Origin of the sequence: Acinetobacter sp. IRS14 (genome assembly GCF_034650275.1) — a bacterium.
Taxonomy (GTDB): Bacteria; Pseudomonadota; Gammaproteobacteria; order Pseudomonadales; family Moraxellaceae; genus Acinetobacter; species Acinetobacter oleivorans.
Window position 1 is genome coordinate 1 of sequence record NZ_JAOVFN010000029.1, and the last position, 23,105, is coordinate 23,105.

Sequence of the window (23,105 nt, forward strand, 5' to 3'; positions counted from 1 at the left end):
TTAAATTCAAACTTAAGATCATTATTATCGTAGTCATCTAAATCAATATTAAGTAGCTCGATTACATTTTTATATGGAAACTTATTCTTTAAACTGGAAAAGTAAATAGGATGAAAATTATAAAGAGTAAGAACAATGAAATATCAAGGAAGTTGTCATTGTGGTCAGGTAAAGTTTGTCGCAGAAGGTGAGCTAATAGAAGCCTTATCTTGTAATTGTTCAATATGTCAAAAGAAAGGCTCATTGCTTTGGTTTTTACCCAGTAATCAAGTTAAAGTTTCTTTAGAAACGCCTGAAATTTTAGCGAACTATACTTTTAATAAACATGTGATTAATCATCATTTCTGCAAAAATTGTGGTATTCATCCTTATGCTCAAGGCATAGATGCAGAGGGTAATTCTATGTTTGCGATTAATGTTCGATGTATAGATGACATTGACTTAGATAAAATAAAAATAAATTATTTTGATGGACGTTCAGTTTAATAATTATAAGGATTTATTCAATGACAACTAATAAAAAATTAACTCCAACACAATTAGATTCACTGCTTGAACTATTAAAGAAGAGATTTGAAAAGAACATACATCGCCATAAAGAAATTGATTGGACAAATGTGCGAGCTAAATTATTAGAATCGCCTGAAAAATTATGGTCATTGCAAGAAATGGAAAATACTGGAGGAGAACCTGATGTTATCTCTTATGATCAACAGAAGGATGAGTATTTATTTGTCGATTGCTCTCCTGAGAGTCCAAAAGGCCGTAGAAGTCTTTGTTATGATCGAGAGGCTTTGGAGGCTAGAAAAGATCATCCTCCAAAAAATAGTGCAATCGATGTGGCTAAAGAAATAGGAGCTGAGCTTCTCACAGAAGAGCAATACCATGAATTACAAAAGTTAGGGGAGTTTGATCTTAAAACATCAAGTTGGCTCAAAACCCCAGATGAGATTCGACGGTTAGATGGAGCTATTTTTGCTGACCGACGTTATGGTCGGGTATTCATTTATCATAATGGAGCACAGTCTTATTATGCTGTTCGTGGTTTTCGTTGCTGCTTAAGAGTATAGGCGTTGTACATAAATAAAAATAATTCCGTTTGATGTTTTATGCCAAGAAAATGGAGATTCTTGCAACTTTTGATTGACTGTAAACATGACAAGATATGTTTAGGAATTAAATAAAAACATAAGGACATTTTTAAACATGCAACTCAACCCAATTTACTATAATGAACAACACATTGCTTTTGCTGATAATGTTCGCCGATTTGTACAAAAAGAAATGGCTCCTTTTGTTAATGAGTGGGATGAGGCTGAGGTATTTCCTAGAGAGCTTTATAGAAAGGCAGCTGAAATTGGCTTATTAGGTTTAGGTTTTTCTGAAGAATATGGTGGTATTCCTGATGCAGATCCATTTTATTCATTACTGGCTGGTATTGAAATGGCAAAGGCGGGTTCTGGAGGAGTGCATACCTCACTCATGGTACACACAATTGGCGCCCCTCCCATTCAGCATTTTGGAAGTGAGGAGTTAAAGGCTAGAGTCCTGCCAGATATTATTTCCGGTGAAAAAATTTCTGCTTTAGCTATTACAGAACCTGGTGGTGGCTCGGATGTCGCGGCATTACAGATTAAAGCTGTTCGTGATGGTGATTACTACATTGTCTCGGGTGAGAAGACGTTTATCACATCGGGGATTCGTGCAGATTACTATACAGTTGCAGTACGTACAGACCCAACTAAAACAGGAGCTGAAGGTATTTCAATGTTGCTCGTTGATGCGCACAGTGAAGGAATTACTAAAACACCTTTAAAGAAAATGGGATGGTGGGCTTCAGATACGGCACATTTGCATTTTGATCAAGTACGAGTACCTACATCAAATTTACTTGGCAAAGAAAATGCCGGTTTTAAAGTTATTATGAATAACTTTAATATGGAGCGGTTCTTCTTGGGAGTAGTGGCTTATGGGTATGCATTAGTCTGTTACGAAGAAGCTTTAGAATGGGCACAGCAACGAAAAACTTTTGGTAAGAGATTGATTGATCATCAAGTGGTTCGTCATAAATTGGTAGATATGGCAACACAATTGACCTCAACACGGGCATTGCTTGAAGAAACTGCATGGAAAATGACTCAGCCAAAACTACAAGGACCTGAGTTAGTAGCGCAAATTTCGATGCTGAAAAATGTTGCGACTCGCACTATGCAATTTTGTGCTGATGCAGCTGTACAAACATTAGGTGGTATGGGCTTTATGAGAGGTACCAAGTCGGAACGTATTTACCGTGAGGTGAAGGTTAATATGATTGGTGGCGGTGCTGAAGAAATTATGAAAGATTTGATTAGTAAGCAGTTGGCTTACTGATTCTTACAAGGTGGTCATTGAACCACCTTTTTTATTTCAAAGCCATCTCCCAAACCATTTCGGTTAACTCATCAATTTTGACTTTACCCTCAGCTTTATACCAAGTTACGGTCCATGAAATTGCGCCACCAACTAATCTTCGCCAAATAAAGGCATCATGCTTTACCTTGCCTTCAGTGCGTAATTTTTCAATCACATCTAACCAGATTTGCTCATATTCATTACGCATTTTTAAAAGATAATCTTGTTTTTCTTTTGATAGGGCAAACCACTCATAAACCAAAACAGCCATGGCTGCACCTGTATCTCCAGTAATTGAAATGAGTTCAGATTTAATAAGAGCACGGAGTTGTTGTTCTGGATCGGTAGATTGAGTTGCCGCATCTTGTAAACGAGCAAGATTGTAAATAATGGTTTCCTCCATCACGTGAGCGAGGATGTCATCTTTACTTTTAAAGTGGTGGAATAAGCTTCCCGACTGGATTCCAATAAATTGAGCAAGTTCGCGTACGGTGGTTTTATCATAGCCTTGTTTATGAAATAGGTAGGCGGCTCCCCGTAATAAACGACCGCGTGGGCTATCGTCAAAGCAAGAAATAGTTGGAATCTGTTCAATTGAAGTAGCAATCATGCGAAAGCCGAATCCTTTATATAAAAATACTTAACAGAAAAGGTTGCCAAATCTCATCATGTTTTAGCTGAGCTGTCGAGTTTGGCAGTTTTGGTCAATTTCACAATAACATTTTGCTCTTTACAAACCAAGCGCTTGCTTGGTAATGTTGAGTTTAATTTTTAAACAAAATAATGAGAAATAAAATGGCAAGTAATCAACAGGATGATGAACGTGTTGTAAAAATAGGTTGTGCTTCAGGTTTTTGGGGAGACACCAATACTGCCGCTTTCCAATTAGTACATCTAACCGATATTAATTATTTGGTTTTTGATTATTTGTCAGAGATCACCATGTCGATTATGGCAAAAGCGAAGATGGTAGAACCAAAGCATGGTTATGCTTTGGATTTTGTCAGTCGAGTGATGGCACCTCTACTTAAAAAAATTGCAGAGAAAAAGATTAAGGTGATTAGTAATGCTGGTGGTGTTAATCCACTGGCGTGTCGAGATGCTTTGCAAAAATTAATTAAAGAATATGGTCTAGATCTAAAAGTTGCTGTGGTTTTGGGTGATGATCTTTTAGCACAACATGAGCAACTCAAGCAGAAAAATATTCGGGAAATGTTTAGCGGCGAAGCTTTGCCAGAACAGGTGGCGAGCAGTAATGCTTATTTAGGTGCGGTGGCTATTCGTGATGCTTTAAATTTAGGCGCAGATATTGTGATTACTGGCCGTGTTGTTGACTCTGCTGTGATGCTTGCACCGTTATTGTATGAGTATCAATGGTCGCTTGATGACTATGACAAATTGGCACAAGGTTCATTAGCAGGCCATGTGATTGAATGTGGTGCGCAGTGTACGGGCGGTAACTTTACTGATTGGCAATTGGTACAAGGCTTTGACAACATGGGATTTCCTGTGGTTGAAGTTAGTGAGGATGGTTCATTTGTTGTGACTAAACCACAGGGGACAGGTGGTCTGGTATCTATAGCAACAGTTGCTGAGCAAATCGTTTATGAAATTGGTAATCCTCAAGCATATTTATTACCAGATGTGATTGCTGATTTTAGTCAGGTGCATTTAGAGCAAATCGGGGAGCATCGAGTCCGTGTGACTGGTGCCACGGGACAAGCACCTACTGCGCAATATAAAGTTAGTGCAACTTATCCTGATGGTTATCGGGTTTTAGTGAGTTTCTTAATTGCAGGACGTGAGGCACCACAAAAAGCGCAAGTGATTGCAGATGCGATTTTGACTAAATGTGAGCGTGTTTTAGCAATGCGCTCAGTGCCACTGTTTAGTGAAAAGTCGGTTGAAATCTTAGGTATTGAAAGTACCTATGGAGCACATGCTCAAGTTTTAAACAGTCGTGAAGTTGTAGTAAAAATAGCTGTAAAACACATGTTCAAAGAAGCATGTATGTTTTTTGCATCAGAAATTGCTCAGGCTTCTACAGGCATGGCTCCAGCTTTGGCTGGTATTGTTGGTGGACGACCTAAAGCATCTCCAGTCATTAAATTATTTTCATTTTTAATTGATAAAAATCCGCTTAATGTTGAAATCGATTTTGAGGGGAATCGTTATCTGGTTGAGATTCCTCGGAACACTTCTACAGAGCAATTCAATACTTTAGCAGCGGGTGAAAGTGCGGTTTATGAAGGGAATGAAATAGAAGTTCCTTTGATTGAAATTGCCCATGCCCGCAGTGGTGATAAAGGTAATCATAGCAATATCGGCGTGATTGCGCGTAAAGCAGAATATTTACCGTGGATTCGTGCAGCACTGACTGAACAGGCTGTTGCAAGCTATATGCAACATGTTTTGGATGCTGAAAAGGGGCGTGTAATTCGTTATGAGTTACCAGGTTTAAATGCACTGAATTTTATGCTGGAGAATGCCTTGGGTGGAGGTGGTGTTGCAAGCCTACGTATAGATCCGCAAGGTAAAGCATTTGCACAACAATTATTGGATATGCCTGTAAAAGTTCCGGCACATCTTTTAGAAAAATAAAATGAATGGATGAAACAAAGATGAGTTATCAATCAATTTTTAGACCAGATGCTTTCGCTAATAAAGTCATCATTGTGACAGGTGGCGGCTCAGGAATTGGTCGTTGTACTGCACATGAGCTTGCTGCCCTTGGTGCTCAAGTGGTGATTACAGGACGCAAAATTGAGAAATTAGAGAAAGTAAGCCAAGAAATTATAGAAGATGGTGGCCAGGTTCATTTCATTGGTTGTGATAACCGTGAAGAAGAACAAGTGAAAAATATGATTGCTGAGGTGATTGATAAATTCGGCAAACTCGATGGTCTGGTAAATAATGCAGGCGGCCAATTTCCATCAGCTTTAGAAAATATTTCTGCGAATGGTTTTGATGCTGTAGTACGTAATAATCTACATTCAACTTTCTATTTAATGCGCGAAGCTTATAACCAATGGATGGCAAAACATGGTGGCAGTATTGTCAACATGACTGCCGATATGTGGGGCGGCATGCCGGGAATGGGGCATTCTGGTGCTGCGCGTTCAGGAGTTGATAACTTAACAAAAACAGCATCGGTTGAATGGGGGAAATCAGGTGTTCGTGTAAATGCGGTTGCACCGGGATGGATTGTTTCATCAGGTATGGATAATTATAGTGGGGATTTTGCCAAAGTCATCATTCCAAGCCTTGCTGGCAATGTGCCCTTAAAACGTATGGGAACTGAGTCGGAAGTCTCATCGGCGATTTGTTATTTACTGTCCGATGCTGCGGCTTTTGTGTCAGGTGTAACTTTGCGTATTGATGGCGCTGCATCGCAAGGGACACGAATGTATCCACTAAGCGAAGCGACAAATAGTCAGTCTTATAATGGTTTTCATCGTGCATTTATTCCTGAAATTTTTCAGAAAAAGACTGAGGCTGAGGAGGAATAACAGTGACTATTCTCCAATCCGAAATTGCTGTTGGTAGTGAACAGTATCAAAAGAATAAAGAAGCACTACTTACTCAACTGAGTGAAGTCCGTGCAATTCAGCAAAAAAGCATTGATAAATCGTATGCTGCCAAACCGAAGTTCGATAAAAAGGGCAAGATTTTACCACATGAGCGGGTGCGATTATTGCTCGATGCTGATTCGCCTTTTATCGAACTATGCGGTTTGGTTGGCTACAACATGCATGATGATAAAGATGGTTCAGAAGCGGGTGGTGGAGTAATCGCAGGCATTGGTTTTGTCAGTGGTGTGCGTTGTTTAGTTTCTGCAAGTAATAGTGCAATCAAAGGTGGGACGATGTCACCCATGGGCGTGCAGAAAACCTTACGCCTGCAAAAAATTGCCTTAGAACAGAAACTCCCGTTAATTACACTGACTGAAAGTGGTGGCGCTAACTTAAATTATGCTGCTGAAGTATTTACCTATGGCGGTATGACCTTTGCCAATCAAGCACGTCTTTCAGCGGCTGGTATTCCTCAACTTGCAGTTGTACATGGTAATGCAACGGCTGGAGGTGCTTATCAACCAGGACTTTCAGATTATGTCATTGCTGTACGCAAACAAACCGAAATGCTTCTTGCAGGTCCACCTTTACTTTTAGCTGCGACCGGTGAAGTAGCAACAGCTGAAGAGTTGGGTGGGGCTGAAATGCATGCACAGGTTGCTGGAACAGCAGAATACTTAGCTGAAAATGATGCTGATGGTATTCGGCTTGCACGTGAAATATTTGAGCATCTGAACTGGAAAGAGCAAATCAAACCCGTTGATGTGGCTTATAAAGAACCTCGTTACGATACTGAGGAACTCTTGGGTGTGATTCCAAACGATCCCAAACAACCACTGAATATGAAAGAAGTAGTTGCCAGAATTGTTGATGATTCAGATTTTCTAGAATTTAAACAGGAATATGATGATTTAACGGTATGTGGCTGGGCAAAGATTGGAGGCTTGCATATTGGTATTATTACCAATAATGGTCCGATTACGCCTCAAGGAGCGGCTAAAACGGCTCAGTTTATTCATCTGTGTGAACAGACCAAGCGTCCGTTATTGTTCTTGCACAACACCACAGGTTTTATGGTGGGAACTGATGCAGAGCAAAATGGCATTATCAAACATGGCTCAAAACTGATTCAGGCTGTTGCCAATTGTACTGTACCTAAAATTTCGATTGTTGTAGCGGGGTCATATGGTGCAGGGAACTACGCGATGTGCGGTCGGAGCCTCTCGCCAGATTTTATTTTTGCTTGGCCAAATTCGCATGTTGCCGTAATGGGTGCTGCTCAAGCCGGAAAGGTGCTACGCATTGTGGCTGAAGGAAAGCAAAAAGCTTCCGGTCAGGAGCCTAATCCGCAAATGCTCGATTTTCTTGAGCAGAGTACGACCATGAAATTAGAGCAGCAATCTACCGCGCTTTTCAATACGGCGATGCTACATGACGATGGCATTATTGACCCGCGAGATAGCCGAAAATTATTAATTTTCCTTTTACAAACTATTTATGAAGCACAGCAACGAGAGCTAAATCCAACTCGTTTTGGTGTGTCTCGTTTTTAATCAACCTTTACCGCAATTAAAAAAATTAATAGGAAAACACAATGAAATTTACTGCCGAACACGAAGCATTACGCCGCACAGCTCGCCAATTTGTTCAAAATGAGCTGAACCCACATATTCCAGAATGGGAAGCTGCGGGGAAATTTCCAATCCATGATGTATTTAAAAAAATGGGTGATCTTGGTTTATTAGGAATTTGTAAGCCAGAAGAAAATGGTGGTCTAGCTTTAGATTATTCTTATAACCTTGTGGTTGCTGAAGAAATTGGGCATGCAGCTTGTGGAGGAGTGCCTTTAGCCATTGGCGTTCAGACTGATATGGCAACACCTGCTTTGGCGCGTTTTGGCAGTAAAGAATTACGTGATGAGTTTTTAACACCAGCGATTGCTGGGGAATATGTTGCATCCATTGCAGTATCAGAAGTGCATGCCGGTTCGGATGTGGCAGCCATTAAAACGACTGCTAAAAAAGATGCTGATGACTATGTTATTAACGGCAGCAAAATGTGGATTACCAACTCATTGCAGGCCGATTTCTTTTGCCTTTTAGCCAATACTTCTGATGATAAGCCCCACGTCAATAAGTCGATGATTATCGTGCCAGCAAAAACCAAAGGCATCAGTTTTTCTGAACCACTTAATAAATTGGGAATGCGTTCAACCACCACAGCACAAGTTTATTTAGATAACGTGCGTGTACCGCAGCGTAACTTGGTTGGCGTTGAAGGTATGGGCTTTATGATGCAAATGATGCAATTTCAGGAAGAGCGGTTATGGGCATGTGCTAACTCGATTGGCGGGTTGGAAAATTTAATCCAAAAGACTATCGACTATACCAAAGAGCGTAGCACTTTTGGTCAGCCCCTCATTAATAACCAATATATCCATTTCCGTTTTGCCGAGCTCATGACCGAAGTGGAAGCACTTAAAGCATTAACATACCAAGCGTGTGAACAGCATATTGCGGGTGAAGATGTCACTAAATTGGCATCTATGGCAAAACTAAAAGCAGGCCGCTTAAGCCGTGAAGTAGCCGATAGTTGCTTACAATATTGGGGCGGCAATGGCTTTATGTGGGATAACCCTGCCTCACAGCTGTATCGTGATGGCCGTTTAGGATCTATTGGCGGTGGCGCAGATGAAATTATGTTGGGGATTATCTGTAAGTTGATGGATATCTTGCCTAAAAAGCAGAAATAAAAATAAGGAATCGACCATGACACTTTCAGCTTCTCTACAAGCTTTAGATCTTGATGACAGCATTCAATTGGAACAAGACGGCAGTATTTTATATCTATGGTTAAACAGACCAGAGAGCCGTAATGCCATGAATTTGAAGATGGTCAATGCCATTCAACAAGTCTTTGCTGCTATTCGCAATGATCTTTTGATTCGTGCAGTCATCATTCGTGGCGAAGGCGGGACTTTTTGTGCAGGTGGTGACATTAAAGACATGGCTGCTTTACGTGTTGAAGCGACCAATGTCGGTACCTTACAACCTTATGCTGATTTTAACCGTCGTTTTGGTGCCATGCTTGAGCAAGTTGAAGTTGCACCGCAAACGGTTGTGGTGATTTTAGAAGGTGCTGTTTTAGGTGGTGGTTTTGGTTTGGCATGTGTTTCCGATGTTGCCATCAGCCGTGACAATGCTAAGTTTGGTTTGCCTGAAACGGGACTTGGTGTGATTCCTGCGCAAATTGCTCCTTTTGTGGTGAAGCGTATTGGCCTGACTCAGGCTCGTCGATTAGCTTTATTAGGCATGCGTTTTGAGGGCCATATAGCACTTAGTGTCGGAGTAGTCCATCAGATTGCTCATAATGAAATTGAACTAGAGCAAGCTTTAGAGGAAACGATTCAACACATTAAACGAGCAGCTCCCCAAGCTTCGCGTGTGACTAAAGTACTGTTACATCGAACGTTCAATGAGTCTTTGAGTGATTTGTTAGATGATGCTGCACAGCAGTTTGCTCAAGCAGTTGGTGGTGCCGAGGGACAAGAAGGAACGATGGCTTTTATCCAGAAACGCTTGCCAAACTGGGCTGATGAGTCATAAGAGATAAGGATAAAAATAATGAAATTTTCAAAAGTACTGATTGCCAATCGTGGTGAAATTGCAGTTCGAGTCATGCAAACTGCTAAGGCAATGGGTTATCAAACTGTCGCAGTTTATTCCGATGCTGATCGTAACGCTCGCCATGTGCAAGAGGCCGATGAAGCTGTTTATATTGGTGGTTCAAAAGTATCTGAGTCATATCTTTCAATTACCAAGATAATAGATGCATGCAAAAAAACAGGTGCTGATGCAGTTCACCCCGGTTATGGCTTTTTGTCTGAAAATACTGATTTTGCTCAGGCCTGTATCGACAACCAGATTACATTTATTGGGCCAACAGCTTCTACAATTGAGTTAATGGGAAGTAAGCGACTTTCAAAAATTGCCATGATTGAAGCAGGCGTACCTTGTGTACCTGGTTATGAAGGACACCGACAAGACCTTGAATATTTAGCAACACAAGCAGAACAGATTGGTTTTCCGATTATGGTCAAAGCTTCCGCGGGTGGTGGTGGTCGTGGTATGCGTTTGGTACAACAGTCATCCGAATTGGTTGAGGCATTGCAAACCGCACGTTCCGAAGCCGAAAATGCATTTGGTTCAGGCGAGCTTATTTTAGAAAAAGCAGTCATTGCTCCGCGCCATGTTGAAATTCAGATTTTTGGCGATACACACGGCAATTATATTTATTTGTTTGAGCGCGATTGTTCAATCCAGCGCCGTCACCAAAAGGTTGTTGAAGAAGCGCCATGTCCAGTGATGACTCCTGAACTGCGTCAGAAAATGGGTGAGGCTGCTGTAGCCGCGGCTAAAGCATGTGCTTATGTCGGTGCTGGTACAGTTGAGTTTTTGCTAGATGCATCGGGTGCATTTTATTTTTTAGAAATGAACACCCGTTTACAGGTAGAGCATCCTGTCACTGAATTCATTACTGGATTAGACTTGGTTGAATGGCAGTTACGTGTCGCGAATGGTGAGCAGTTACCGTTAAAGCAACAAGAATTGACCTTAAATGGACATGCGATCGAAGTGCGTTTGTATGCCGAAGATCCACGTCAAGATTTCTTACCACAGACAGGTCAAGTTCTGCGTTGGCAGCCTGCAACTTTGCCAAATGTGAGAATAGATCATGGCATGTTGGCGATTGATGAAGTTAGCCCTTTCTATGACCCAATGGTGGCGAAGGTAATCGCATACGGTAAAACCCGTGAGGATGCGATTCGCTTACTTGCTCGTGCCGTAGATGATTGTGTTTTGCTGGGTGTAAACAGTAATAAACAGTTCTTGGTCAATTTATTACGTCATCCGGTTGTTGTGGCAGGTGATACCAATACCGCATTTATTCAGCAGCATTTTCAAAACGACAGCAGTCTACATAAGCAGGTTCTATCTTTAGAAAATTTAGCGATTGCTGCTGCATTATTTAGTCAAAGTAAAGTCACTGCGGTGTGGCAAACTGGGCTTGGAGTGCCACTAACATTAAAACTTAAATATGATGATCAGCAAATTCAATTGCAGCTTTCATCTGTACATAACACGTTTACGGCACAGCTTTGTGATCAAACAGTTTCTATTGAAGTGCTTGAGAGAACGCCAGAGCAATTAGTTTATTTAATTGATGGTGTACGTCGTCGTGTGCAATATATATTAGATGGTGATCAGCTTTACTTAGATCGAGAGAATGGCAATGTTGCGATACGAAATGTGACTTATGCTGCCCCTGAAATAGCTGATGTGGCTGGTGATGGCAATATTCGCGCGCCGATGGATGGCGCTGTGGTAAATATTCTTGTTAATAAAGGCGATCAAGTTGTGAAAGGTCAAACTTTATTAGTACTTGAAGCCATGAAAATCCAACAGCAGATTAAATCTGATGTGGATGGTGTAGTTGAAGATGTGTTAGGGCAACAGGGTCAACAAGTAAAAAAACGGCAAATGTTATTTAGTATCCAAATTTAATTAAAAAAACCGCTCTATTTGAGCGGTTTTTATTTTCAATCAGAAATCTTGATTTATTCTCCATCTGCCTCTGCAATCAACTGACTTGCTTTTTTTAGGCTATACAAGAGTTGACCTAAAAGGACCTCTTTATTACTGAGCGTGACCATAACCATTGGGTGATGAACTGCTGGAATAGCCGTCAGAATAGCCTTACCATTATCTGCATCTAAAGTAATATTATTACAGCCAGTGAGCTGAATCTCTTTTAAAAATGCGGTGACCATTGCCAAAATTGAACTACTCACCGCTGCTAATTTGGTGGTGTTATGGTAATTTTTATGACTTACTGTCGCTAATTCAAAACCATCAGAAGAGCAAATCATCACAAAGTCTACACCACGTGTATTCATCAAAATATTATGTGCTTCAGTTTTTGCTAGCTGTAGCAATTGTGTCGGGGCAGTGCGTTTCTGAGCTGGAATACTAAGCATGATCATTCCCTTGAGATGTTAAGCCTACTTTGATTTCAAGTGATGCAATTAATGATTCAACCATCATTAAAATTTGTTCTTGCTCGCGTGCATCAATAAAAAACAACGGATATGACAGTCCGTTTTCTTTTATCCAATGACGATATTGTTGAAGTGACGATTCTTTATTTTCATCAACATGCGTAATACCAATCGCAATATTATCGTTATAATTTTTAAAATTTTCTAAGTAGCTTTCTAGCTCGTCAATCGGATTAGGACTATTGTGATCTAATAATAAAATAATACCGATCGCACCTTCACAAATGACCGACCATATAAAATCAAAACGGCTTTGTCCCGGGGTGCCATAGAGTCCGATTTTGATTCCATCATCTAAAGTAATTTCACCATAATCAATGCCTACAGTGGTCTGGGTTTTCTGATGGCTTTGTACATCAGTGTTGAATGCTTCTGTTGCCAGAATTGGAATTTCAGATAGCGATTTAATCGCTTCTGTTTTTCCTGCCCCCATACTACCTGCAAAGACAATTTTATATTGCTGTATAATCATAAATTCCCTTAAAGACCAAAACGCCGTCTAATCTTCCCTATAAAATTTTTAAAAAAATGATTGTCTGTATTTGAATTTTCTAAATAAGAATTTGGTGTGTAAGCACATTTATTCGCAGAAACAAATTTTCCATTATTTGCCATTAAACAAGCGGTAACGAAGCGCAAGACATCATCAATTGACAAGTTCAGCTGGTTAGCCACATCAGTAATTTTTGCTCCCTGTATAAAACAAGCAGAGAGTTGTAGGCTCACTTTTCTATATTCTTTTTGGTAGGGCTGTGGCCAATGATCAATTTTAAAATATTTATTTTCTGTAGCTAGATTTCCAAAGTTTTTTGAATGCCAGATCAAATTCCATAGCCAGTCCTGCAAATAGTAGTTTTTTTTACGAGACACTTTGGTGAAGTCGGAGGTTTTAGCAAAAGTGAAATCAAAGCTTTGATTGGTTTGAGTTTGTTGGCGTGATGGTTCCAACCAAGCCATCTGAGTCCTGTTATCAATAATGGCGAGAGTGCCTTTATCATCAAAAAGGTATAGTTTGGCATTTTCTGGGCTGTGCAAATTCCTAATAAATTTATCATCAATGAGTAGTGGCTCATTTGATAAATTTGAAACTACAACAGTCTCCTTTTGGTTTAAATAAGATATTAGGTTTATTTGTAGCCAGTCTAATAGAGATTCTACTTTTTCTAATGGCAGATGTAGGGTATGTTCATTAAGTTGATATCCATTTTGTGAAGGAGTTTTAGTAATTTTTAAATAAGGACATTTTTTCTTTTGAAGAATATTTTGAATATTATCTGAGTCAAAAAAGTTTTCATTAATTAATAATAGATCAATATGACTGTTAGAAATATTAACCCAATTAATACTATACTCATTAGATATTAACTTTCTGATTAAAGTTTTTAATTCATCTAAAACTTTTAAGCTTAAACCAGTAGTAGCAATATTTATGTAATTCCTATCCATAGTATCACATTAATTTTTATTGAATAATATAATAGTTTTAATATGCTTTTTATAATAAATATAAAAAGCATATCTTAGATGAATTAGCTAAAGTCTAGCTCTTTTTCAAATGACTTTAACTCATGACGAGCCATAGCCAAGTTCGATTTAGCACGATCAAGCACTAAGTAAAGGAATAAATTATTATTACTTTCTAGAGGTCGAATTAAGTGGTAAGCCTTACCCAATGTAATTAAAATGTCTTCAATATTGTCATTTAATTTCAAAGCATTGGCGATATTTCGTTTTGCACGAACTACTTCTGTATTTCCAGCAGCAGCCAATTCTAAATCAATTTCCCCACCACCTTGTGTTGCAAGTGATAATCCACTTTCTGAATCAACAAGTGCAGAAGCAATAAAACCATCAATTTCAGTTAAGCTATCTAAAGAAAGTTTAGCCATGTTTTTATCTCTCAGGATTCTAAAGTTATATTTACTACTTTTTTCCTAAAAGTAGTTAAAATTCATTATATTTCTGAACAATTTGAAGTCAATTAATCAAGTAAATTGAGAGGTTTCAGTTTTGGGAAAGAAGTGACGTAAAATGTCAGTTTTGAAAAACATTATAAGATTATTCTTGCATTATACTTTTGAGACTGCGATGAGGTTTACATTATATATTTAAAAATTTAGTTAAAGTAATTGTAATAGAATATTAATACAATATTGATTAATAAATTATTTTAATTTTAATCGAAAAAGGGGAATAAAAAAATTCCCCTTTTTATAACAATGATTAAACTAAACGAGTTGTGTGTAAATACAATAGAGATAGCCCAAAATTGCTAAAGCAACGACAGGGGCAATAATCTTTGACCATGTAGGTACTGAACTCTCAGTAGCTTGTTCGTCAATATGCAAATCGTCATGATGAGGTTGGGCTTGGTGAACCATTTGGTTGAACTCCTTCATTGTTGTATCCAATGATAGCTCTTCTTGTTCCACAGGTTTAGAACCAATTAACTCATTTAGGTGGTTTGTTGACCAAACCCAATCTTCTGCCTGACCTGATAAATGTTCTACTTGGCCTAAAATTAATTCTTTTAAGCCATTATGCCCAAAACCACCTGTTTCATCGAGTTGGTTAAGTTCTGCTAACTGCAAAGTTAAAATTTCAGAAATACTCTGTTCTAGCTCTGAATTTTTTAAAGCTGACTGATTATGCTTAGACGTTGTTAAATGACGAGCAACTTCTTGAATATAAAGTGGATCTGAAGTTTTGATTTCTTGATAAATCTTATTGTCATCTTGGCGCCATAAACTAATCAGTTTTCCAAGCGTAAGAATATTCACCTCATCAATCAGTTTATTTTTTTCATTAACTGGATATTGATTTAAAAGCTGAGGCTTTTGAATTTTTATCTGCTCAGCAAAGTATTGGACTAAATCAAATGCCATGCTTTCTTCCTCTAAATTTAATCTAAAATTCTTAACGTTGGTTTTTTCTTAGTTGATGTTGTTTCAATTGTTTCTTGTACTTCAGACTCTACTGTATTTTCTACAGGCGCTACATTGGCATATTCTTCAGGATCAAAAAATAAACCTTGTCCATTCTCACGTGCATAAATACCTAGAACAGCTTGAATAGGTACATAAATGTCTTTTGATGCTCCCCCGAAACGAGCAGAAAAAGTAATCGCTTCATTTCCAATAATAAGTTGATGAACAGCATGAGGCACGATATTTAAAACGATTTGGCCATCTTTAACAAATTGCTGTGGAACATCAGTATGTGGCTGTGTCGCATCTACTAATAGATAAGGAGTAAGCTGGTTATCACAAATCCATTCATAGATTGCACGAGCAAGATAAGGACGTGTAGGGGTTAAATCAATAGTTTGCTCAGACATATCACACTATTCCATATTTAATAGTTCATTGTAACGGTTTTTCTCTTGAGCCGTCATTGATTTAGCAAAAGAAGGCCTCTCAAAGATACGTTTACAATACAAAAGTATCGGTCGGCAATGCTGTTTGGGTAAATCGATTCCCATGCTATTTAATCTTAAGAAGATAGGTGCAAGCATACAGTCCAAAATTGTGAAATTTTCAGACATAAAATAGGGAAAATGCTGAAATAGGGGAGTAAGTGAAATTAAAGTTTCACGTAATTCTTTTTGAGCTTTTTGCTTTTGTTCGATATTTAAAGAATCAGCATGTTTTAACATGTGATCTGCCAACTTGAACCAGTCGTTTTCAAGTCTCCATATATATTGACGCTGCTCTGCACGCATCATTGGAGCATCTGCGTAAAGCTTACTTTGACGATAACGATCATCTAAATATTCAGCAATAATCGGAGCTGAAAATAATTTAAGATTTTGCTCGACCAACATCGGCAATTGGTTATAAGGATTCAAACTTGCCAAATCTTCGTCTTCATGGTCAGTTATGATCAATTGATATTTGATTTGCTTTTCTGCTAATAGAAAACGAATCCAGTGAGAACGGAAATCATCAGCATGACTGTAAAGGGTAATCCCCTGAATAGAGGTGTTTTCGACCGACATATCACAAGACGACGTGGTTGAGTGAATCGATTAGGATACTAAAAATGCTCTAGGAAATCACGGTTCTAAAGAGATAGTTTGTTTATATTTATAAGTTTGCAGTTTATTGTTCGATTTGCATAATAAAAAAGCCTTGGAAAAATCCAAGGCTTTTTGTCCAACTCGATAAACGAATTAACGTTTAGAGAATTGAGGACGCTTACGAGCTTTACGTAAACCAAGTTTCTTACGTTCAACTTCACGAGCATCACGAGTAACGAAACCAGCTTGACGAAGAACAGGTTTTAAAGTTTCGTCAGCAGCGATAAGCGCACGAGTAATACCGTGACGGATCGCGCCAGCTTGACCACCGATACCACCACCTTTAACAGTGATGTAAAGGTCAAACTTTTCAGTAACTTCTAAAAGTTCTAAAGGTTGACGAACAACCATACGAGCAGTTTCACGACCGAAATATTGCTCTAAAGTACGGTTGTTAATAACGAGTTTGCCTGTACCAGCAGACAAGAAAACACGTGCAGTTGCGGTCTTACGGCGACCTGTACCATAATTAGTAGCCATGTGCTGTATCCCTTAGATGTCCAAAACTTGTGGCTGTTGAGCAGCATGCGGATGCTCAGTACCAGCGTACACTTTCATTTTTTTGATCATTGCATAACCAAGAGGACCTTTTGGTAACATGCCTTTAACTGCTTTTTCAAGAACAGCTTCAGGCTTGTGAGCAATTAACTTCTCGAAGTTAGTCTCACGGATACCACCAGGGAAACCAGTATGGCGATAATATTTCTTATCAAGCGCTTTTTTACCAGTCACTTGAACTTGTTCAGCATTAATCACAACGATGTAATCGCCAGTGTCAACGTGAGGAGTATAAGAAGTTTTGTGCTTACCGCGTAAACGACGAGCGATTTCAGTCGCAAGGCGACCTAAAGTTTTGCCAGAAGCATCAACAACATACCAGTCATGTTGAACTTCAGCTGGCTTAGCGCTGAGAGTTTTCATTAAACCACTACCTATTATAGTTGGTTTGGACTATGGAATCTGTCCAAACAAAAGGAGCGAGCATTCTAAACGAGTTTGTTCAAAGTCACAAGAAAAATCCAGTTTAAGCCTGATAATTTAATCCATAAACCGATGAATGTGGGATATGTTAAAATCAAACAAATTTTAGTTATGTGTCTGGGGTGATTGTGCTGCCTTTATATGTCACTTCCGGTGAGCCGGCTGGTATTGGTCCAGATATTTGCTTGAGCTTGGCTCAGCGAGTTGATGAACGTCCTGTTGTTGTTTTGGGTGACCAAAATTTATTAGAACAACGTGCCCAGAAACTAGGGGTAGATATTCAATTTATAGAATATACGGGACAAGCTGAATCATCGTCTTCTGGTGAGCTTTATATAGAGCATGTACCTCTAGAAACGGCGGTTGTTGATGGCCAATTAAATTCAGCTAATGCTGCTTATGTATTAGAACAATTACGCCGCTCAGCTGATTATGCAATGTCTGGCAAAAGTGTCGGAGTAGCTACGGCACCAGTGCAAAAATCGGTCATTAATGATGCAGGCATTTTGTTTAGTGGTCACACTGAATACTATCAAGAATTTGCAGGGGTAGAGCGCGTTGTAATGATGCTTGCAACCAAGACTCTACGCGTTGCTTTAGCGACTACGCATTTGCCTTTAAGGGATGTTGCCGATGCAATTACCAAAGAGCGTTTACATCAAGTTATCGATATTTTAATACATGATTTAAAAACTAAATTTAAGATTGTTGATCCGCGCATATTGGTATGTGGCTTAAATCCTCATGCGGGGGAAGATGGCTATTTGGGCCGTGAAGAGATTGATACCATTAATCCGGTACTCGAAACTTATCGAGCGCAAGGAATTAAAATGAGCCTAAGCTTGCCTGCGGATACCTTATTTACCCCTGAGCATCTTAAAAATGCTGATGCTGTACTCGCTATGTACCATGATCAAGGTTTACCTGTGTTAAAATCACAAGGGTTTGGTGAGGCCATCAATATTACATTGGGTTTGCCATTCATCCGAACTTCGGTCGATCATGGCACTGCATTGTCTTTGGCTGGGACTGGTTTGGCAAAAAGCTCAAGTTTAAATGTCGCTGTCGATTTAGCGTTATCTCTGGCAGCGAGCTAAATTTTTCATGTTGGAAATGTTATATGTATCAAATTAATGCCCTAAACCCGAAAGATGAAGGGCATAAAGCTCGTAAACGTTTTGGTCAAAACTTCTTACATGATCAACGAGTCATTGCCAAAATCGTGCGCTCGGTGAATCCGCGTGCGGGTGAAAATGTTGTTGAAATTGGACCTGGTTTGGCTGCTTTAACTTCTCCTTTAATTGGAGAGTGTGATGCATTAACAGTGGTTGAGCTAGATCGTGATTTAGCGGCAGGCTTGCCAGAACGCGTTCCACATCCTGAACGTTTAACTATTATCGAAGCTGACGCATTAAAATATGATTTTAATGAACTGGTAAAAGATGGTCGACCATTACGTGTGGTTGGTAATTTACCTTATAACATTTCAACTCCATTACTTTTCCACCTCTTGGAATTTGGCAGTAAAGTTAAAGACATGCACTTTATGCTGCAAAAAGAGGTGGTTGAACGCATTACCGCAGAACCAAACACAAAAGAATATGGGCGTTTGTCGGTAATGATTCAGTATTATTGCCAACCTACGTTTTTATTTGAAGTGCCAGCTGGTGCATTTAACCCGCCACCTAAAGTAACAAGTGCTGTTTTCCGCCTTGTTCCATATGAACAAAAACCAATTGTTGCAAAAGATGAAAAAGCTTTAGCTCGTTTGGTTGCTCATGTATTTACCCAACGCCGTAAAACCCTAAGAAATAGTCTAAAAGGTATGATTGCTGACGATGGTTTTGAAAAAGCAGGCGTTGATCCGATGGCTCGTCCAGAAACGTTAACACTTGCTCAATTCGTTGCTTTAGCCGATCAAATGGTGGCATAAATGACTAAACGTTTTAATTATGTGATTGGCGATGTACAAGGGTGTTTTGAAGCTCTGAAGGCCTTACTTAAAGAAATACGTTTTGATCCAGACCAAGATTTTTTGTGGTTTGCAGGTGATTTGGTCGCTCGTGGCGAAAACTCAGTGGGTGCCTTACGGTTTGTTAAAAAACTTGCTGATCGCGGCGCTGCTGCAACTGTACTCGGAAATCATGATCTGACTTTAGTGGCTGGCGCGCGTGGTTTAAAAGAGATTAAAGAAAAAGATCGTACGCAAGACGTTATTGATGCAATTGATGGCGATGAGTTAATCGACTGGTTGCGGAAACAACCTTTATGTTTATTCCCGAACGAGCACACAATTCTTACTCATGCAGGTATACCTTGTATTTGGGATGCACAAAAGACTGCAACGCTTGCAAAAGAGGTTGAGGCAGTACTCTCACATCAAGATTTATCTGTATTGGATGCTTTCTTGGCAGAAATGTATGGTTCAAAACCAGATTTGTGGGAAGACGACTTAACCGGTTCAGCGCGTTTACGTTGTATTACCAATTATTTGACTCGCATGCGTTTAACCAATGCAGAAGGGGCTTTAGAGTTCAGTTTTAAAGATGCTCTAGATGCGCCAATGCCAGAAGGTTATTTACCTTGGTTTGAATTTCCGAGCAAAGCGGCACAAACTCATCAAATCATTTTTGGCCATTGGGCTGCGCTTGAGGGCAGAACTATTAATGATCAGATTCAGAATATTGATGGCGGCTGTGTCTGGGGCAGAAAATTAATGGCTTATCGCCTTGAAGATAAAGAAATCTTTGCTGTTGAAAATCCAGTGATGTAATAAAAAAGCCGCATAAGCGGCTTTTTTATTATTAAGTTTTATTCTACGCGTAACCAAATTTGGTTACGGCCTAATGCTGAAACGCCAAGATATCCACGCATATGAAGACGTTTACCAGTTGCACTGAGTTTTGCTTTAAGCCCGTAAACTTTACCAGTATTAGGATCTAAAATTTTCCCACCTGTATAATTAAGATCATCTGTTTGTTTTAAGCCAGTTGCAATATCCAATCCTATAATTGGTTTATTGGTATACGGCGAAGGGCAGTTATCACAAATCTCTTTAGGGGTATAACCTGGGCGTGGTGTAACTTTGATAATCTTTCCGGCATATGTCCCATTTGCTTCTTTTCGTATTTCTACCTGTGCTTTGGGAGCACCAGTTTTATCATCAATTGTTTGCCAAAGACCTGTAATGTCTGCTGCAAATGTAGCAGTGTTGATCCCCAGTAAGAGCAGAGCTCCAATAAAAATTTTCCCCATGATTAAAAATCCTTTTAACATTGAAAGGTCATCTTATTTCGAATTGATATACCGTTCAATGTTTATTTAATAGGCTTCTTAATTATGGTGTGCCAAGTGACAACATTAATGTAGGCAGCCAAATTGCAGTAAATACGCCATTTAAAGCCATACCAAATGCAGCATAGCGACCTGCAACGGGTCCGCGTTGCCATGCTTGAGCTGTTCCTATGGCATGTGCAGCTAAACCTAAGGCTAATCCAGATGCTCTTTCATCATGAATATGCTTAAGTAAAAACGGTGAAAAAGCTGCTCCAATAACGCCAGATAAAATAACAATAAGCGTTACCAGCGTTTCAGGAGCATGCAATAACGTTGCGATATTTAAGGCGATGGGGGTAGTCACCGCGCGGGTTGCAAATGCAAGAATGGTAGGTTCCGACATATGTAACAAGTAAGCGAGGCCCATAGGCAAAGCAACGGCGCTAATACTTGCAAAAAGTAAAATACCGATGACCGATTTAATTGGAAGATCATCGTAACGCATTGCAGCTAAAGGAATGGCTAAGGCTACTGTGACATAACCTAATAAATGACCAAATAAGTCATTCACATAAAGGCGATATTGTTCATAAGGAACTTGTAAAACTGAAAGCAACGCAATGACAATGAACATGCCGAAAACTAAAAGTGGAACTTGCGGAAAGCGTCGGTTTAAAGGTTTTGCACATAGATAACCAATAAGTGTGATCAAAAAACCGTAGAAAATCGTAAACATTTTATTCTCCTTATAACCAACGTTTTGCCATTTTTGCATAGACCCACAAAGGTATAAGGGTGCTGACCACTAAAACAAAAAGGAATAGTGGAATTTCTTTACCCATATGCACCAACATAATTAAAGAGCCAGCACAAACAGGTAAAAAAGCAAAACCACTTTCCTTCATGATTTTATTATTCGTATCGACTATTCGAAGAGGGATTTTTTTGAACTTTCTCCAAATAATCAAAACAGTGAGTAAGCTGATTAACCCGACCAGATTACCTAATTCTGGATGACCAAAAGCACGCATGACGATGACAGAGCCTTCACGAAAACCAATAATGAGTAGTAAAGTTGCTACCCATGCTGTCCAGTCTATACTTTTGATCTTATCCATATTTTTTATCTCTAAAAGTTTACTTATCGAGTTTTAACTGATCTCGCCCTTGATTTCAAACTCTTCCAATGGTCGCTTAAATTGATTAGCGCGTTCTCCCAAGATTTCTTCTAAGGGTAGTTTTGCTTGGCGAATAAGCTTTTCCAGCTTATGTGGTGCAATACGCACATCAATATGTAATAAGCCTGCATCATCGTAGTGTTCAGACTCAATTACATTTAAGGCATAAAGCTGTGTGCGAAATTTGCCATAAGCCGGTTTAAGAATCAGAGAAAACTTTTGAATTTGCCCCATTAAACATTCTTGTACTGCTTTTTGAAGTAACTCTAAACCAAGGCCAGCGTGAGCAGAAACATAAACTCGATCTGGTACATGTGGTTCGGCATAAACAATTTTGGCTTCTTCACCACTTAAGTCAATTTTGTTGTATACCCGAAGTACTGGAGCATCTGCACCAATCTCTTTTAAAACGCTTTCAACTGCTTCAATTTGATCAAGCATGTCATGACTATTACTATCAATGACATGTAGTAAAAGCGTGGCTTCTAGGGTTTCTTCAAGTGTTGCTTTGAATGATTCAATTAAATCATGCTGTAAGTTTCGTACAAAACCTACCGTATCTGCGAGCACGACAGTACCAATACCATCCCATTCCAAACGACGTAATGTTGGGTCGAGTGTTGCAAACAGTTGATCGGCTGCGTAGACATCACTTTTCGCTAAAATATTAAATAAAGTCGATTTCCCAGCATTGGTATAGCCTACTAACGACACAGTTGGAATGGCTGCCTTTTGTCTTGCAGCACGTCCTTGTATACGGGTTTGATGTACCTTTTCTAATTTATCTTTTAATTGGGCAATACGTACACGAATGAGACGACGATCTGTTTCTAGTTGCGTTTCACCCGGGCCACGTAAGCCAATACCACCTTTTTGTTGCTCAAAGTCGGCTGACCAACCACGAATAAGGCGGGTAGATAAATGTTTAAGTTGTGCAAGTTCGACTTGTAATTTACCCTCATGCGTACGGGCACGCAGGGCAAAAATATCTAAAATTAATCCTGTACGATCAATGACTCGGCATTTTAATATTTTTTCTAAATTTCGTTCTTGAGCGGGTGACAAAGCATGGTCAAAAATCACCAGACTTGCTTCTAGTTCCTGAACTCGCTCTGCAATTTCTTCGACTTTTCCTGAACCAATAAAAAATTTAGGATTGGGTTTATTTCGCTGAACCTTAATATGTTCAAGGATATCTGCACCAGCAGACTGTGCAAGTAGAGCAAACTCTTCGGCATCCAGATCATCTAATAATTGTACTGAAACACTCACTAAAATTGTGCGTTCACCGCCTTGATGCCGATCAACATATTCCACGTGGTTGTAAATCCTGAAAATGGGAAAACTTTATTCTAGATGAAACTTATGCAAAAGGGGAAAGCGTTTGTTCTTATCCTTTAGATTAGTTAAATGCTGTTAGAGGTGTCTGAATTTATTTTTTTCCCATTCTCTATCATCAATGCAAGTTTATTCTGAAACGTATAGAATGCTTGAGATGGGTATAACAATGA

Annotated in this window: 26 protein-coding genes; 12 read left to right on the forward strand and 14 right to left on the reverse strand. The window is 39.3% G+C overall.

All coding sequences use genetic code 11. The features are described from left to right. Positions 1 to 135 precede the first annotated feature (135 nt). The 3 genes from ODQ17_RS17530 (at position 136) to ODQ17_RS17540 (ending at position 2,370) form a co-directional block, all read left to right on the forward strand. Complete coding sequence (locus ODQ17_RS17530) at positions 136 to 486, forward strand: GFA family protein (protein WP_322905277.1); 351 nt, start codon at positions 136 to 138, stop codon at positions 484 to 486. A 20-nt stretch (positions 487 to 506) separates the two neighbouring features. Continuing rightward, entirely contained in the window at positions 507 to 1,070 is a 564-nt protein-coding gene (locus tag ODQ17_RS17535) for a DUF4256 domain-containing protein (protein WP_322905279.1), read from the forward strand. Between the two features lie 136 nt (positions 1,071 to 1,206). Further along, complete coding sequence (locus ODQ17_RS17540; RefSeq protein ID WP_322905281.1) at positions 1,207 to 2,370, forward strand: acyl-CoA dehydrogenase family protein; 1,164 nt, start codon at positions 1,207 to 1,209, stop codon at positions 2,368 to 2,370. A 31-nt stretch (positions 2,371 to 2,401) separates the two neighbouring features. Here the strand turns inward: ODQ17_RS17540 and ODQ17_RS17545 are convergent, their stop codons facing one another. Then, on the reverse strand, positions 2,402 to 3,001 hold the full coding sequence (locus ODQ17_RS17545) for a TetR/AcrR family transcriptional regulator (RefSeq protein WP_322905283.1): 600 nt from the start codon (positions 2,999 to 3,001) through the stop codon (positions 2,402 to 2,404). A 185-nt stretch (positions 3,002 to 3,186) separates the two neighbouring features. Here ODQ17_RS17545 and ODQ17_RS17550 point away from each other — a divergent pair, with 185 nt between their 5' ends. The 6 genes from ODQ17_RS17550 to ODQ17_RS17575 are packed head-to-tail and all read left to right on the forward strand — an operon-like array spanning position 3,187 to position 11,527. Then, entirely contained in the window at positions 3,187 to 4,992 is a 1,806-nt protein-coding gene (locus ODQ17_RS17550) for an acyclic terpene utilization AtuA family protein (protein WP_322905285.1), read from the forward strand. Positions 4,993 to 5,012: 20 nt separating this feature from the next. Beyond that, entirely contained in the window at positions 5,013 to 5,900 is an 888-nt protein-coding gene (locus tag ODQ17_RS17555) for an SDR family oxidoreductase (protein ID WP_252611744.1), read from the forward strand. A gap of 2 nt (positions 5,901 to 5,902) precedes the next feature. Continuing rightward, the gene (locus ODQ17_RS17560; protein ID WP_322905287.1) at positions 5,903 to 7,516 is read left to right on the forward strand and encodes an acyl-CoA carboxylase subunit beta; all 1,614 of its coding nucleotides are present in this window, start codon (positions 5,903 to 5,905) and stop codon (positions 7,514 to 7,516) included. Positions 7,517 to 7,557: 41 nt separating this feature from the next. Beyond that, positions 7,558 to 8,715 carry an acyl-CoA dehydrogenase family protein gene (locus ODQ17_RS17565; protein WP_442872426.1) on the forward strand — a complete coding sequence of 386 codons (1,158 nt, stop codon included), beginning with the start codon at positions 7,558 to 7,560 and terminating at the stop codon, positions 8,713 to 8,715. A 16-nt stretch (positions 8,716 to 8,731) separates the two neighbouring features. Beyond that, positions 8,732 to 9,568, forward strand: coding sequence for an enoyl-CoA hydratase/isomerase family protein (locus ODQ17_RS17570; RefSeq protein WP_322905289.1), 837 nt, complete (start codon positions 8,732 to 8,734; stop codon positions 9,566 to 9,568). Between the two features lie 18 nt (positions 9,569 to 9,586). Further along, entirely contained in the window at positions 9,587 to 11,527 is a 1,941-nt protein-coding gene (locus ODQ17_RS17575) for an acetyl/propionyl/methylcrotonyl-CoA carboxylase subunit alpha (protein WP_322905291.1), read from the forward strand. Positions 11,528 to 11,580: 53 nt separating this feature from the next. On the opposite strand, the gene ODQ17_RS17580 is transcribed toward ODQ17_RS17575, so the two are convergent. The 9 genes from ODQ17_RS17580 to rplM all read right to left on the reverse strand — a co-directional run bounded on the left by ODQ17_RS17580 (position 11,581) and on the right by rplM (position 17,080). Further along, positions 11,581 to 12,000, reverse strand: a complete 420-nt coding sequence (locus tag ODQ17_RS17580; RefSeq protein WP_322905292.1) for a roadblock/LC7 domain-containing protein — start codon at positions 11,998 to 12,000, stop codon at positions 11,581 to 11,583. Further along, a complete protein-coding gene (locus tag ODQ17_RS17585; protein WP_322905294.1) occupies positions 11,993 to 12,553 on the reverse strand; it encodes a GTP-binding protein in 561 nt (186 codons plus the stop codon). Before ODQ17_RS17585 ends, ODQ17_RS17580 begins: the two co-directional genes overlap by 8 nt. Before the next feature lie 8 nt (positions 12,554 to 12,561). Continuing rightward, a complete protein-coding gene (locus ODQ17_RS17590; RefSeq protein WP_322905295.1) occupies positions 12,562 to 13,527 on the reverse strand; it encodes a hypothetical protein in 966 nt (321 codons plus the stop codon). Positions 13,528 to 13,610: 83 nt separating this feature from the next. Then, a complete protein-coding gene (locus tag ODQ17_RS17595; protein ID WP_005299893.1) occupies positions 13,611 to 13,970 on the reverse strand; it encodes a hypothetical protein in 360 nt (119 codons plus the stop codon). Between the two features lie 339 nt (positions 13,971 to 14,309). Then, positions 14,310 to 14,966: a hypothetical protein gene (locus tag ODQ17_RS17600; protein ID WP_151822953.1), complete on the reverse strand. Its 657-nt coding sequence runs from the start codon at positions 14,964 to 14,966 to the stop codon at positions 14,310 to 14,312. 17 nt (positions 14,967 to 14,983) lie between these two features. Next, on the reverse strand, positions 14,984 to 15,418 hold the full coding sequence (locus tag ODQ17_RS17605; RefSeq protein WP_005299900.1) for a ClpXP protease specificity-enhancing factor: 435 nt from the start codon (positions 15,416 to 15,418) through the stop codon (positions 14,984 to 14,986). Between the two features lie 6 nt (positions 15,419 to 15,424). After that, the gene (locus ODQ17_RS17610; RefSeq protein WP_005299902.1) at positions 15,425 to 16,078 is read right to left on the reverse strand and encodes a glutathione S-transferase N-terminal domain-containing protein; all 654 of its coding nucleotides are present in this window, start codon (positions 16,076 to 16,078) and stop codon (positions 15,425 to 15,427) included. 174 nt (positions 16,079 to 16,252) lie between these two features. After that, entirely contained in the window at positions 16,253 to 16,639 is a 387-nt protein-coding gene (gene rpsI, locus ODQ17_RS17615) for a 30S ribosomal protein S9 (RefSeq protein WP_002048725.1), read from the reverse strand. A 12-nt stretch (positions 16,640 to 16,651) separates the two neighbouring features. Then, complete coding sequence (rplM, locus tag ODQ17_RS17620) at positions 16,652 to 17,080, reverse strand: 50S ribosomal protein L13 (protein WP_003656097.1); 429 nt, start codon at positions 17,078 to 17,080, stop codon at positions 16,652 to 16,654. A 173-nt stretch (positions 17,081 to 17,253) separates the two neighbouring features. Here rplM and pdxA point away from each other — a divergent pair, with 173 nt between their 5' ends. The 3 genes from pdxA to ODQ17_RS17635 are packed head-to-tail and all read left to right on the forward strand — an operon-like array spanning position 17,254 to position 19,913. Then, positions 17,254 to 18,237, forward strand: coding sequence for a 4-hydroxythreonine-4-phosphate dehydrogenase PdxA (gene pdxA, locus ODQ17_RS17625; RefSeq protein WP_252061137.1), 984 nt, complete (start codon positions 17,254 to 17,256; stop codon positions 18,235 to 18,237). A 23-nt stretch (positions 18,238 to 18,260) separates the two neighbouring features. Continuing rightward, positions 18,261 to 19,073, forward strand: coding sequence for a 16S rRNA (adenine(1518)-N(6)/adenine(1519)-N(6))-dimethyltransferase RsmA (gene rsmA, locus ODQ17_RS17630; protein WP_174744251.1), 813 nt, complete (start codon positions 18,261 to 18,263; stop codon positions 19,071 to 19,073). Beyond that, positions 19,074 to 19,913, forward strand: a complete 840-nt coding sequence (locus tag ODQ17_RS17635; RefSeq protein ID WP_111856392.1) for a symmetrical bis(5'-nucleosyl)-tetraphosphatase — start codon at positions 19,074 to 19,076, stop codon at positions 19,911 to 19,913. 38 nt (positions 19,914 to 19,951) lie between these two features. Here the strand turns inward: ODQ17_RS17635 and ODQ17_RS17640 are convergent, their stop codons facing one another. The 4 genes from ODQ17_RS17640 to hflX form a co-directional block, all read right to left on the reverse strand. Continuing rightward, positions 19,952 to 20,395, reverse strand: coding sequence for a DUF2147 domain-containing protein (locus tag ODQ17_RS17640; protein WP_004796314.1), 444 nt, complete (start codon positions 20,393 to 20,395; stop codon positions 19,952 to 19,954). An 82-nt stretch (positions 20,396 to 20,477) separates the two neighbouring features. After that, positions 20,478 to 21,152 (reverse strand): LrgB family protein, encoded by a 675-nt coding sequence (locus ODQ17_RS17645; protein WP_009388694.1) that lies wholly within the window; start codon positions 21,150 to 21,152, stop codon positions 20,478 to 20,480. Positions 21,153 to 21,162: 10 nt separating this feature from the next. Continuing rightward, positions 21,163 to 21,534 (reverse strand): hypothetical protein, encoded by a 372-nt coding sequence (locus tag ODQ17_RS17650; protein WP_005299915.1) that lies wholly within the window; start codon positions 21,532 to 21,534, stop codon positions 21,163 to 21,165. A 33-nt stretch (positions 21,535 to 21,567) separates the two neighbouring features. After that, positions 21,568 to 22,911: a ribosome rescue GTPase HflX gene (hflX, locus tag ODQ17_RS17655; protein WP_322905299.1), complete on the reverse strand. Its 1,344-nt coding sequence runs from the start codon at positions 22,909 to 22,911 to the stop codon at positions 21,568 to 21,570. Positions 22,912 to 23,105: the final 194 nt, after the last annotated feature.

What these genes read in the sequence shown, in the direction of transcription:
- ODQ17_RS17530 (WP_322905277.1), top strand. Translation starts at nt 136, where the DNA reads ATGAAATATCAAGGAAGTTGTCATTGTGGTCAGGTAAAGTTTGTCGCA.
- ODQ17_RS17535 (WP_322905279.1), top strand. Translation starts at nt 507, where the DNA reads ATGACAACTAATAAAAAATTAACTCCAACACAATTAGATTCACTGCTT.
- ODQ17_RS17540 (WP_322905281.1), top strand. Translation starts at nt 1,207, where the DNA reads ATGCAACTCAACCCAATTTACTATAATGAACAACACATTGCTTTTGCT.
- ODQ17_RS17545 (WP_322905283.1), bottom strand. Translation starts at nt 3,001, where the DNA reads ATGATTGCTACTTCAATTGAACAGATTCCAACTATTTCTTGCTTTGAC.
- ODQ17_RS17550 (WP_322905285.1), top strand. Translation starts at nt 3,187, where the DNA reads ATGGCAAGTAATCAACAGGATGATGAACGTGTTGTAAAAATAGGTTGT.
- ODQ17_RS17555 (WP_252611744.1), top strand. Translation starts at nt 5,013, where the DNA reads ATGAGTTATCAATCAATTTTTAGACCAGATGCTTTCGCTAATAAAGTC.
- ODQ17_RS17565 (WP_442872426.1), top strand. Translation starts at nt 7,558, where the DNA reads ATGAAATTTACTGCCGAACACGAAGCATTACGCCGCACAGCTCGCCAA.
- ODQ17_RS17570 (WP_322905289.1), top strand. Translation starts at nt 8,732, where the DNA reads ATGACACTTTCAGCTTCTCTACAAGCTTTAGATCTTGATGACAGCATT.
- ODQ17_RS17575 (WP_322905291.1), top strand. Translation starts at nt 9,587, where the DNA reads ATGAAATTTTCAAAAGTACTGATTGCCAATCGTGGTGAAATTGCAGTT.
- ODQ17_RS17580 (WP_322905292.1), bottom strand. Translation starts at nt 12,000, where the DNA reads ATGCTTAGTATTCCAGCTCAGAAACGCACTGCCCCGACACAATTGCTA.
- ODQ17_RS17585 (WP_322905294.1), bottom strand. Translation starts at nt 12,553, where the DNA reads ATGATTATACAGCAATATAAAATTGTCTTTGCAGGTAGTATGGGGGCA.
- ODQ17_RS17590 (WP_322905295.1), bottom strand. Translation starts at nt 13,527, where the DNA reads ATGGATAGGAATTACATAAATATTGCTACTACTGGTTTAAGCTTAAAA.
- ODQ17_RS17595 (WP_005299893.1), bottom strand. Translation starts at nt 13,970, where the DNA reads ATGGCTAAACTTTCTTTAGATAGCTTAACTGAAATTGATGGTTTTATT.
- ODQ17_RS17600 (WP_151822953.1), bottom strand. Translation starts at nt 14,966, where the DNA reads ATGGCATTTGATTTAGTCCAATACTTTGCTGAGCAGATAAAAATTCAA.
- ODQ17_RS17605 (WP_005299900.1), bottom strand. Translation starts at nt 15,418, where the DNA reads ATGTCTGAGCAAACTATTGATTTAACCCCTACACGTCCTTATCTTGCT.
- ODQ17_RS17610 (WP_005299902.1), bottom strand. Translation starts at nt 16,078, where the DNA reads ATGTCGGTCGAAAACACCTCTATTCAGGGGATTACCCTTTACAGTCAT.
- rpsI (WP_002048725.1), bottom strand. Translation starts at nt 16,639, where the DNA reads ATGGCTACTAATTATGGTACAGGTCGCCGTAAGACCGCAACTGCACGT.
- rplM (WP_003656097.1), bottom strand. Translation starts at nt 17,080, where the DNA reads ATGAAAACTCTCAGCGCTAAGCCAGCTGAAGTTCAACATGACTGGTAT.
- rsmA (WP_174744251.1), top strand. Translation starts at nt 18,261, where the DNA reads ATGTATCAAATTAATGCCCTAAACCCGAAAGATGAAGGGCATAAAGCT.
- ODQ17_RS17635 (WP_111856392.1), top strand. Translation starts at nt 19,074, where the DNA reads ATGACTAAACGTTTTAATTATGTGATTGGCGATGTACAAGGGTGTTTT.
- ODQ17_RS17640 (WP_004796314.1), bottom strand. Translation starts at nt 20,395, where the DNA reads ATGGGGAAAATTTTTATTGGAGCTCTGCTCTTACTGGGGATCAACACT.
- ODQ17_RS17645 (WP_009388694.1), bottom strand. Translation starts at nt 21,152, where the DNA reads ATGTTTACGATTTTCTACGGTTTTTTGATCACACTTATTGGTTATCTA.
- ODQ17_RS17650 (WP_005299915.1), bottom strand. Translation starts at nt 21,534, where the DNA reads ATGGATAAGATCAAAAGTATAGACTGGACAGCATGGGTAGCAACTTTA.